At 46.6% G+C, this 9325-nt stretch carries 12 protein-coding genes and 2 pseudogenes; all 14 read right to left on the minus strand.

Annotation, left to right across the window (positions count from 1 at the left end; translation table 11 throughout):
* Positions 1-201: pseudogene (locus AACQ83_RS22490) on the minus strand (hypothetical protein); the annotation flags it as partial.
* 51 nt (positions 202-252) lie between these two features.
* Entirely contained in the window at positions 253-2172 is a 1920-nt protein-coding gene (locus tag AACQ83_RS22495; RefSeq protein ID WP_112886952.1) for a hypothetical protein, read from the minus strand.
* Positions 2173-2286: 114 nt separating this feature from the next.
* Positions 2287-2580: a phage tail assembly protein gene (locus tag AACQ83_RS22500; protein ID WP_036847768.1), complete on the minus strand. Its 294-nt coding sequence runs from the start codon at positions 2578-2580 to the stop codon at positions 2287-2289.
* A gap of 14 nt (positions 2581-2594) precedes the next feature.
* Positions 2595-2963, minus strand: a complete 369-nt coding sequence (locus tag AACQ83_RS22505) for a phage tail tube protein (RefSeq protein WP_112879688.1) — start codon at positions 2961-2963, stop codon at positions 2595-2597.
* A gap of 9 nt (positions 2964-2972) precedes the next feature.
* A complete protein-coding gene (locus AACQ83_RS22510; protein ID WP_112879687.1) occupies positions 2973-4472 on the minus strand; it encodes a phage tail sheath subtilisin-like domain-containing protein in 1500 nt (499 codons plus the stop codon).
* Positions 4472-4651 carry a DUF2635 domain-containing protein gene (locus AACQ83_RS22515; protein WP_112879686.1) on the minus strand — a complete coding sequence of 60 codons (180 nt, stop codon included), beginning with the start codon at positions 4649-4651 and terminating at the stop codon, positions 4472-4474. The genes AACQ83_RS22510 and AACQ83_RS22515 overlap by 1 nt, the downstream gene beginning before the upstream one ends.
* Before the next feature lie 3 nt (positions 4652-4654).
* Positions 4655-5194, minus strand: a complete 540-nt coding sequence (locus AACQ83_RS22520) for an ATP-binding protein (protein WP_112879685.1) — start codon at positions 5192-5194, stop codon at positions 4655-4657.
* Positions 5191-5535, minus strand: coding sequence for a head-tail joining protein (locus tag AACQ83_RS22525; RefSeq protein WP_036847782.1), 345 nt, complete (start codon positions 5533-5535; stop codon positions 5191-5193). Before AACQ83_RS22525 ends, AACQ83_RS22520 begins: the two co-directional genes overlap by 4 nt.
* A 2-nt stretch (positions 5536-5537) precedes the next feature.
* Positions 5538-5918, minus strand: coding sequence for a hypothetical protein (locus AACQ83_RS22530; protein ID WP_112879684.1), 381 nt, complete (start codon positions 5916-5918; stop codon positions 5538-5540).
* A gap of 1 nt (position 5919) precedes the next feature.
* On the minus strand, positions 5920-6966 hold the full coding sequence (locus AACQ83_RS22535) for a major capsid protein (protein WP_112886953.1): 1047 nt from the start codon (positions 6964-6966) through the stop codon (positions 5920-5922).
* A 102-nt stretch (positions 6967-7068) separates the two neighbouring features.
* On the minus strand, positions 7069-7470 hold the full coding sequence (locus AACQ83_RS22540) for a head decoration protein (RefSeq protein WP_112879682.1): 402 nt from the start codon (positions 7468-7470) through the stop codon (positions 7069-7071).
* A complete protein-coding gene (locus tag AACQ83_RS22545) occupies positions 7470-8066 on the minus strand; it encodes a hypothetical protein (protein ID WP_158537814.1) in 597 nt (198 codons plus the stop codon). The genes AACQ83_RS22540 and AACQ83_RS22545 overlap by 1 nt, the downstream gene beginning before the upstream one ends.
* A gap of 27 nt (positions 8067-8093) precedes the next feature.
* Positions 8094-8942 carry a S49 family peptidase gene (locus AACQ83_RS22550; protein WP_112879679.1) on the minus strand — a complete coding sequence of 283 codons (849 nt, stop codon included), beginning with the start codon at positions 8940-8942 and terminating at the stop codon, positions 8094-8096.
* Positions 8942-9325, minus strand: a pseudogene (locus AACQ83_RS22555) (phage portal protein); the annotation flags it as partial. The gene AACQ83_RS22550 and the pseudogene AACQ83_RS22555, both read right to left, overlap by 1 nt.

Genomic DNA, 9325 nt, shown 5'->3' on the forward strand with positions numbered 1-9325 from the left:
ATAAAAATTCTGCTCATTACTATAGCAACCTTTACTGACGGCGTTTTCCATTATAAAAAATGCAGAAACCAAGGTAATAGGGATAACAATAGACAGCACCCTCATTGTAGTTCTTAGTCCTGTTTTTTCTTTTTTAAAAGATAAATATAATGCAATAAAGAACAAGAAAACAAGCAACAGTATGACTTGCCAGATAGACATAAACACCTCCTTTTATTAAAGGGCCAATCATCATTTAGACAAGTAAGAAAATCAAGAATATTGCATTGAGGTTGTCACTCTGCCCCCAGTTTTTGCATTAAATTGCTGGCGCTCTCCGGTCTTGCTGTTGACCAGTGTAATCTCTACCTGGAATTTATTTTCACCTATTACCGATTGAATCGCCTCAGCCATGTTCTGAGCAAGCTCACTGTTATTTGCTTGATTTGCAAAGATGGAAGCGGATCTTTTATCAGACTCAGGCGGTGCGGATTGATTCATCATGCGCTGATGGCCTAGATAATATCTGTCACGCAAACCCTGCCATTTCGGGTCAAAGATAGCAGCAGTTATTGCGTCCGTGATCTGTTTTTGGCTAAACGGTTGTTGGCCGTGATTTTCCTGTTTGATCATCGCCACCATCAGATTTTCAAGTACTTTAGGGTCATGCATATCTAACTGTTGATTAGGAAGAAAGCCCGTCTCTTTTGAAACAAAGTTAATATATGCCTGAGTATTATTTCTATCTATGCCTCCTGGCGGCGCATGGGTGCTGATTGTGCTATTAACGGTATTCTTTCCCCTGTCGCCGTTCAGCATTAACTGACGAGCTAGTGCAGAGAGGCCGTCGTGATCATTACCAAACTTAACAAATGTTCCACTTTTCCCTTGCACATACCCTATTCCGTTAGGTGCGTCACGCACATTTCCCGGATTTTTAATTCTCAAACCGAATGAGTCTTTCACTGGTTTTCCGTAAGGATCGGGATACTTAGGAGATTCTATTTTTAGTGGTTCTACTTTTGGCGGTTCTGGAATTTTTGGTGGTTGGGGAATGGCTTCATATCTAAGCTTTTGTGCTTCCCATTGAGCACCATAGTGATCATCAATTTTTTTACCTAAACTACTACTGGGAAATCCCCACTCAAGAAGTATTCTATCTCCAAGAGAAAGGCTCTTCCTAAATTCCTTGTCTCTTAAAGCTCTTTCACGCATATCATCTTTTTTATTTCCGTGATAAAACGAATTAGCGCTATCTCCGTCATACTTTAATTTCTCATTATCTTCTTGATTTTTTAAGTAGTTGAGACCTCCCCCTAAAGCATATTTAGCATACGCAATCTCACTTTGTGCCTTGATTCCTTCCCAACGAGCATCTCGTTCATTTTTTTTATCGTTATATTGATTTAATGCATCATTATCAGCCTGTGATCTCGTTAAACCAAATTTATCTGAGTTAGTTAATAGTTTCTGATATATTTCTGGTCCTTTACGTGCCAAAGCCAACCCATGTTCATCTAAACCAATTTTTTCAGCAATAGTGTTTTGCACATCAGACGGATATTGCTGCATGGCCCTGACGACTTCCGGGAAAGTTTTGTATACATCAATCGTTCCATGTTCATTTTCATAGAGGGGAACCCCCATCTTTGTTAATTCCGCTCTGGCTTCGTCTCTTCTTCCCTGCAATGGATGGTTTAAAATCCCATAAAAGCTTTCCACTGATTTTTTAGCGTCATCAGCACTAACACCAATTTGCACCATTGCACCGGATATCCGGGTGAAATCTGGAACGCTCATTGCTGAGTTTTTAGCGGACACATCCAAATCATAGGCTTTCTTTCCCATATCGTTCATTAACTGAAAGCCTTTCGATATGCCATATGCAGCCATCCCTACACCGCCAATTTTCGCCCCCATCCCCATATATTTAGTTGCCAGTTCGCCGAAGTTTTTAAGCGGAGGGACCATATCACCGATATGCTGGACGTTATCTTTGGCATACTGAGACATATCGCGTAACTTTGTGCCAAGTACATCTACCCCGTCAGTGGATTCAGATCCGCCAAATTTCAGGCCCTCTTTAGTCTTTGCCAGGTTGGGATTGAGGCTATTCAACTTTTCATTGATTTCATCAATAACTTTCGTGACATTCTCATCAGCATTTAATTCAAAATCAAAAGCGTTAGCCATTTGTTCGTTCCTTATTCATTCGATTAGCTTGTTCAACCCACCACTCAAGCCGTGATCTTGTCAGAAGCCACGCATCGCGCGGCCCCCACTTATAATAAAATGTGACGTCAGCGGCTAGTTGTTGCCAGCCATCGAGCGCTTCGAGTCCAAAAAACCCAGAAGGAACTCCTGACATTTGTGAAAATCACTGATAGCCATTTTTTTCAGTACTGGCTCGGGGATTTCTGAAACCAATGAAATCAACAGACGCATAGCGGCAATTGAATGATTTGATTTGTTCTGTGCTTCATAAAACTGCTCAACCTGGATTAATACCGGTTCTTTCAGGTCGATCTGCTCGTAGCGGACTTTGCCGTCATTACTTTCAATCGGGGTGTTCAATACGATAGTTTTTGTTGTTTCTAACATGCTGATTCTCAAAATTAATTTTCTGTTACCGAGGTGCCTTCCCAGCGCACCTCAAAAGTCGCATCTTCGCTGTTAACTTCTTGCGTGTTGACGGTCCACATGCCTTCACCGATGATCGTTTTACCGTTCGCAATTTCAGCAACGATTGTGACGTTAGTCTGGTCATTGAAATCCGCTACCGTGGTCCCGCCACTGTCACGGACTTTGCAGGAGATAAAGCCCGCCTGGGGTTTCTCTTTGTAACCGTGTACGTAGTCCATGCCCGTTAAGGTTTCACGGGTGACTGTTGAGGGACTCCAGGTGAAATCCCCTGCGACCATTATTCGAATGCCGTCAACAGTGACATAAGCGGTACCCGCGAGCCTGTTTGATGTATTTCCCATGTTTACCTCTTATGCGGCCGGTTGTAAGCGGAACTGATTGAGCAGTGCAAAGACGCGCAACTGATTGATGAGTGTCCCCGTCCATAACACATCTACCCGGTTCGGATTCTGCGCATTGACTTCAACAATCAGCCCATCTGCAAAGCTTTTTGAATCCTGAACATAACCGTTGTATTCCAGTGCCTTATACTGGGCGATTAACTCAGCGCGGATAATGTTGGGTGTCACAATTGCCGAGCCGGGCGCAAAGCGGGTACCGTTTTTCACGAGCTTCATGCGAGCAAACTTACTCGTGATTTGCGTGCGGATATAGCGTGTGACGTACATCAGCAAATACAAGGTTTCAACTTCAAGATAGCTGTCATCGTTATCACCAAAACTATTTTTTTGGTACGTCGTGATGATATTTTCGACCTGGATTGTGCCGTCATCAGCCACAGTAAAGCTGGAAATCCCGCTATGTAGCAGATTATTACGCTCAATCAGATCAAGCTGGTCCTCAGATGCCGGAGCCAGAACGCCGCTAATCGGTAATGTCTGTAATGGCCTGCCGGGGTCATTCCGCAAGCTTTGAGCGATTGCCCCAGTTAACGCTGCCGCCCAAACGTAATTGGGAGATGGGGACTTGGTGACTCCCAGCAATGTTTCATGCTGATAGTTACGTTGTTCACCCAATTTTGCCAGTTCCCCGTATGCGCCATTGGCCGCACTAAATGCGTGCCCGTAAAGCTGTTGTTCCCACGACCAGCGCCCGACTGTATCAGACAGAAACGCTTTCACATCATCTAATGACGCGGTATCGGTATAGGGATTGGCAATAAAATCAAAGGAACGGTCTTTGAGATTGCCTAATGCGTTTTTGAGATCTGGCGCGCCCGCTCCACCTGCCATCTGAGCGATTTTCAAATCCATGCCAGAAGGAGTAAATTCACCGCCAGCCTGGCCGCGATAGTTCAGCCGTAAATCAATGCTGTTACCGGCTGCGCCTTTGTTTTTTGCCGTAATGGATACTGTATCAGCCGAGTCAAATGCTACCGTCGCTGTAACAGGTAAAGCGGCTTTCTGATTAATCGCTGCCGATAATGCAGTAGCGACTTGCTCGGCTTTATCTGTGGCAACAGTCGTGATCTGCACACGCTGACCGCCGATATACAGCGAGATAACGCCGGTATCGGTTGCTGGACTGGATACTTTTACACTGCCCCTGGCTGCGACCATGCTATCGGCATCACTTAAGGGAAGAACCCAAACTTCAGCCGCCTGGTCATTAGCTAAATAAGCCCCAGTCATGCCGTGCAGCATTGAGCCATTGCCGTATAAATTAGCCGCTTGAGCGGCGGAAGAGACGCGCTCAGGAATATCGGGCTTTGCTGTGGAAGTACTCAGCATCTGACCGATAATCAGTGTGCGCTGTGTCGCCATGGCGCTGTTCGCCATCGAGTTGTCGAACTCAACATAAAATAGCGGCGCCCGGATATTGTTGGGTACACGTGAAAAGGGTACGGCCATTATTCATTCTCCTTAACTGCCTTTTTAACTGCTTTTTCAGGCTGACATATTTCAACGTCACCGTCTTTTACGCGACGATGCCAAAACAGGCTGTCTTGTACTTCTGTACAACCTTCGGGCAAATGCGTGCCCTTAACCGGGTCGCGTACGCTGCGCCCGGCAACGGGTTTTACAAACATGGATTACTCCTGAATTCTGAAATGAGGTTCTGGCGTGCCGTCAGGCATAGCGATTGTGACGTCGATTTCGTCCAGTTCGGCCGCTTCGATTTCATAGAAATCTTCCGGACCTTGGTAATATTCAATATCCAGCTCCATCAATAATTGCGCTGTATGTCCTTCCCCGCTGGCATCAATATCGATTGTTGAGCGAACCTGGGAAAACTGCTGAGTCTGACGAGTGAGTTCATAACTGTTGATAACAGCCCGCTCTATCTGTTCACGTAATCGTTCGAGAGACTCCTCGGCTTTAACTGCGCCATCGTCTTCGGCTTCGCTGTCAAGTTCCTGCAATCTTCCAGTAATGCGCACAGTTGTGACGGTGTTGAACTGGGGCGCGTTACGTCCCAGTGACTGTTTAACGTCAATTGGTGTCTGCACAAGAATGACAGGATACATATCTTCCGTTGTTGACCAGTCACGCGGGGAGTAAACCCGCGCTTCTGCATCGGTCTTGTGTTTGAGCGCGTCAATGACTAACGCCCTGATACCTGCCGCGTTCATGATTTCACCCTGTTAAGTATTAATTTTGTCCCGCCGTGGCTATCGGGCTGAATATCAGCCACGGCAAACAAAGTATTGACAGGAACACCGCCCACAACACCAACCAATACCCGATCTCCCTTTTTTGGCGGCGCCTGAAACTCAATGTCGCGCACCCCAAGTACGGGAGAAGTTGTATTGATGGTGCTGCCGTCATCAAGTGATTCCACTTCTTGCGTGTAAGCCCGGTCAAAGATGCCGCTGATAGTGTAATGAGCGCCGCTTGCTGGACGGTATTCAACCGGGTCCCCAAACACATCATGCAGCGGCGCTAATAAATGCTGGTCCCAATTGATCCCCATCATCAAGCCTCGTGACTGATTTTAACGCCGTCACTGACTGTGACAGTCGGGCCATGTTGAGTAAGCGCTTGTTTTCTCAGCTTGTTAACGTCAGCAACAACCCCCAGCTCAATCAAGCGATCTGCATCTTCCCGGCTTAGAGTGAGTTGCACGAACTCTTTGTATTCTTTGCTGTTATGCTTAACTGTGTGGCCTTTCAGCACAACAACAACGATTGCCTCATCCTCACCCTGATCATCATCATTTTGCTTATCTGTATCGGGAGCAGTGGGATCTTCTTCCACCGTTTCTATCTGAGAAGCTGACTCCTGGCCGTCAACCATTAATTCAGGCGGCAAGCCGCCCAGTTCGTTTTCAGTTTCTTGCTGTTTATTTTTTGCCATATCACACCACCGTTGCACACAATGCCGCATTAACCCGGCTTGGGATAACTAAAGGAGAGGATTGCACCATGATATAACGTTGCGCCGGATCGGGATTCACCCAACTTTTTGGCGCATAAGCCAAAGGTCCGTAGATAAAATCTGGATCAAGAATGAGTCCGAAAGCCCGTGTTCCCATTAAGTCCGCACCTGACATGATAACCGTACCATCGGGTATCATGGGTTTTTCAACATTATCAACAGGGTCAATAAACCAGTCGTTGTACAACCAGAGATTAAAGTTGCCCCAAATCCCCTTAAATACAGCCCCTTTTTGAACTGTTGGACCGATATTCACCTGGTTACCAAATGGGTTCAATGATGGGAAAGTTATCGCAGTATCTTTAATGCTGGTATCTAACCGAAATGCTTTCCACGATGATGTTGTAAAAACCAAATCAGTAGGTACTGCGCCGGACTCTTTCAGAATTAACGTTTGCCAGGCTTCAATATCATCAGACGGCTGCGTGTTTGTTGCCCCTGCTGCAACTTTTAGCGGCCATTTGTCTGAACCACTTAATGTGACAGTCAAATTAGATGAGCGACCGAAATCAATTACTGTGGTCTCAAATCCATCACCTACCACAGTAATTTGGGATTTTACTAACGCATTTGCAGCCATCCATTCTAATCGCCGGTTAATCATGTCAATTTGATCGGCCATTTCGAATTGCAGATTTAGCATTTCGCGTTCTGCTGCTGTGTACTCACCGCCGATACGCTCCCCAATTTGACGACGAATCGGTTTACGTAAATCCGGGGCGCGTTTATCTTTGATGTAAGCGGGCTTGAATGTATTAGTCTGGTATTGACGGCTTTCAACCAATTTTCCCTCTACAAGTGGCGACACGAACGGCGCCATCCGGCGTTTACCGATATCGACATCAATAGACACTACCTCGGTTTCATAAGTCACAATGTTGGGAAAGAAGCGGTCTAGCAGCCAGTTTTGGCTTGTGATCAAGTTCGGAACAAGCTGTACTAACACGTTAGTATCATAAATATTCATGCAATTTCTCTATATGCAATGCTGGCAGCCAGAGCTGCCAGACTGAATTTAAAACGAGCGCATCCCTGCCGGGTTAACGGCATCAAGCGTAGTTAAGTGGAATTAAGCGATGGGGGCTTGAATGCTATCGCGAATGAAAATAGCCGAAGGACGTAGCGCAGTTTTCAGATCTTCAAGCGTCCAGCTTTTATCGAATATCAGGCGATTTTGGTTAAACTCGCCGAGCAGATACACCCCGCATGACTTGGATTCTGTTGTTGTATCAACATCATCAGCGAGAATAGCAATAGGTTTCTCTCTGCCGTCTGTCGATGTCTTAACGCTCAAGGCATATTCTTTTAATTCAGTGATAAGCCCTAACACCGTACCCCGTTTCAATAACCCTACTTTTGCAATAGTTACTGTATCTGTAACAAGTTGAAGCGGGCCAGACACTAACTGATCGGGAACGAACATTGTTGATGTCATACCCGGCGCAAAGGGGTTTTGTCCAATCTGTTCCATTATTTTTTACCTTTTGCTGAGTTGTAGAGACGGGTTGCATTTGCTACAAGGGCCTCAACAGAGCCGCTAGCGGGTTGTCGTGCGTCAGGGCCGAGGCGCACTTGCTGTGCCTGTTGCATACGCTCATCTAATGAAGCGCGGCGTGAAACGGGTGCTGATCCCGTTAATGCCAAAGTGCTGATAGCTTCACGTGCCGACATTTGAGTATTGAACGCCAGATGGGCGGCCATGTCCGGCCTGCCCGCAGCGTGCTTACTGCCGAAAATAGCGGCGCAACGCTTACGTTCGGCGCGACGACCTTCTTTTTTATCGTCATTATCTGCGGCATTTTCATCATCGTCATCAGCACGACGAGACTTAGCCTTTTTCCCTTTTTTAGACGATTTATCCTTATCATCATCTTGGTCATCGTCATCGTCATCGTCATCGTCATCTTCCTCAGCGTCAGTATCATCCTCATCAGCCTTGGTATCGTCATCCTCATCTTCGGCGTCTTCGTCGTCGCGGTCCTCTTCTTCGGCACGACGGGATTTCGCTTTTTTGCTTTTTTCTTTGTCGTCATCATCTTCCGACGCTGACTTTTTGAGACCCAACAAGTGGGCGAATTTTAAACTAGCCATCTATTAAGCTCCTGATTCACTCAGTAATTTTCGGAATGCAGCATCGGGCGTGATAACCTCGTCAGCTAATCCCAGACCAACACCCTCGTTAGCTAAAAAGCATGCCGCTTGAGTGTTACGAATCGTTTTTTCAGAAATGCCCCGATTGCGGGCAACCGTACTCACGAACAGTTTTCCCATCGTGTCTACATCATCTTGTATTGCACCACGAGCCTGATCAGTTAGCGGCACATAAGGGTTACTTTCCGCTTTTCGGTCTCCGTATGTGATGATCGTTACTTGTAACCCGTCCTCTTTAATCCGCTGTGACCAGTCACAATGAATGACTATCACTCCTATTGAACCGACTCCACCGGTACGCGGGACATAGATTTTGTCAGCAGCACTGGCTAGTGCATAAGCAGCGGAATATGCGTTTTCTGTCAAAATAGCGTGAATCGGCTTCGTCCCTCGTGCCGCGTAAATTTCATCTACCAAATCAAAACAGCCCGCAACTTCGCCACCTGGGGAATCAATATCTAAGCAAATTCCTGTTACTTCGGGATCATAAAGCGCGGTAAGAAAAGATTGCCTGATGCCATCATATCCAGTCATGCCACTGTACGGACGTAGAGAACCCAATTTTTGCACGAGTGTTCCCTGTATCGGGACAACCGCTATCCCTTCTACCACGTCATAACCAACATCATTATTTCCAGGCCGTGAAAAGCTGTCGTCATCTTCCCACGCTCCCGTATTAATCCGTGTGATGCCGAACCGGTCAGTCAGTGCAGCCATCACGACTTCGGCTTTGCGCGGATGTAGTGCCAGCGGGGTGTTAAATAGCCGTTGGGCCAAATGGGGTAAATTCATTACTCTACCTTTGGATCTTGAATGGTTTTATCAGCGGGAACATCCAGTTGCGCCCATGATGGCGGAGTCAAACCGCGTTCTTCGAATGCATCAAGTTCACGCTTACGCTGATCGAGCATCTCTTCCCAGTCTTCACCCGCGTTCTCTGCTGCCTCCATCTCAAGAGTAGAAAGCCCGGCATCCATACCCAAGATAGCGCCCTTCTTCTCCGCAACAGGATCTACCCATCCACGACCCGGCCCCATCCACTGCGCCCGGCAATAAGCCGCCCGTGCTTCTAAGAAATCAGGCGCACCAGCCGGTAACGGTAAATCTTCTATGTCGTGAATTTCTTCAATAAACGCGGTCAGAATGGGTTGAGCAAAGCCGATTGAGAAATCAGC

This window comes from Photorhabdus sp. S10-54, assembly GCF_963878145.1.
Lineage (GTDB): Bacteria > Pseudomonadota > Gammaproteobacteria > Enterobacterales > Enterobacteriaceae > Photorhabdus > Photorhabdus kayaii.

What these genes read in the sequence shown, in the direction of transcription:
- AACQ83_RS22495 (WP_112886952.1), bottom strand. Translation starts at nt 2,172, where the DNA reads ATGGCTAACGCTTTTGATTTTGAATTAAATGCTGATGAGAATGTCACG.
- AACQ83_RS22500 (WP_036847768.1), bottom strand. Translation starts at nt 2,580, where the DNA reads ATGTTAGAAACAACAAAAACTATCGTATTGAACACCCCGATTGAAAGT.
- AACQ83_RS22505 (WP_112879688.1), bottom strand. Translation starts at nt 2,963, where the DNA reads ATGGGAAATACATCAAACAGGCTCGCGGGTACCGCTTATGTCACTGTT.
- AACQ83_RS22510 (WP_112879687.1), bottom strand. Translation starts at nt 4,472, where the DNA reads ATGGCCGTACCCTTTTCACGTGTACCCAACAATATCCGGGCGCCGCTA.
- AACQ83_RS22515 (WP_112879686.1), bottom strand. Translation starts at nt 4,651, where the DNA reads ATGTTTGTAAAACCCGTTGCCGGGCGCAGCGTACGCGACCCGGTTAAG.
- AACQ83_RS22520 (WP_112879685.1), bottom strand. Translation starts at nt 5,194, where the DNA reads ATGAACGCGGCAGGTATCAGGGCGTTAGTCATTGACGCGCTCAAACAC.
- AACQ83_RS22525 (WP_036847782.1), bottom strand. Translation starts at nt 5,535, where the DNA reads ATGGGGATCAATTGGGACCAGCATTTATTAGCGCCGCTGCATGATGTG.
- AACQ83_RS22530 (WP_112879684.1), bottom strand. Translation starts at nt 5,918, where the DNA reads ATGGCAAAAAATAAACAGCAAGAAACTGAAAACGAACTGGGCGGCTTG.
- AACQ83_RS22535 (WP_112886953.1), bottom strand. Translation starts at nt 6,966, where the DNA reads ATGAATATTTATGATACTAACGTGTTAGTACAGCTTGTTCCGAACTTG.
- AACQ83_RS22540 (WP_112879682.1), bottom strand. Translation starts at nt 7,470, where the DNA reads ATGGAACAGATTGGACAAAACCCCTTTGCGCCGGGTATGACATCAACA.
- AACQ83_RS22550 (WP_112879679.1), bottom strand. Translation starts at nt 8,942, where the DNA reads ATGAATTTACCCCATTTGGCCCAACGGCTATTTAACACCCCGCTGGCA.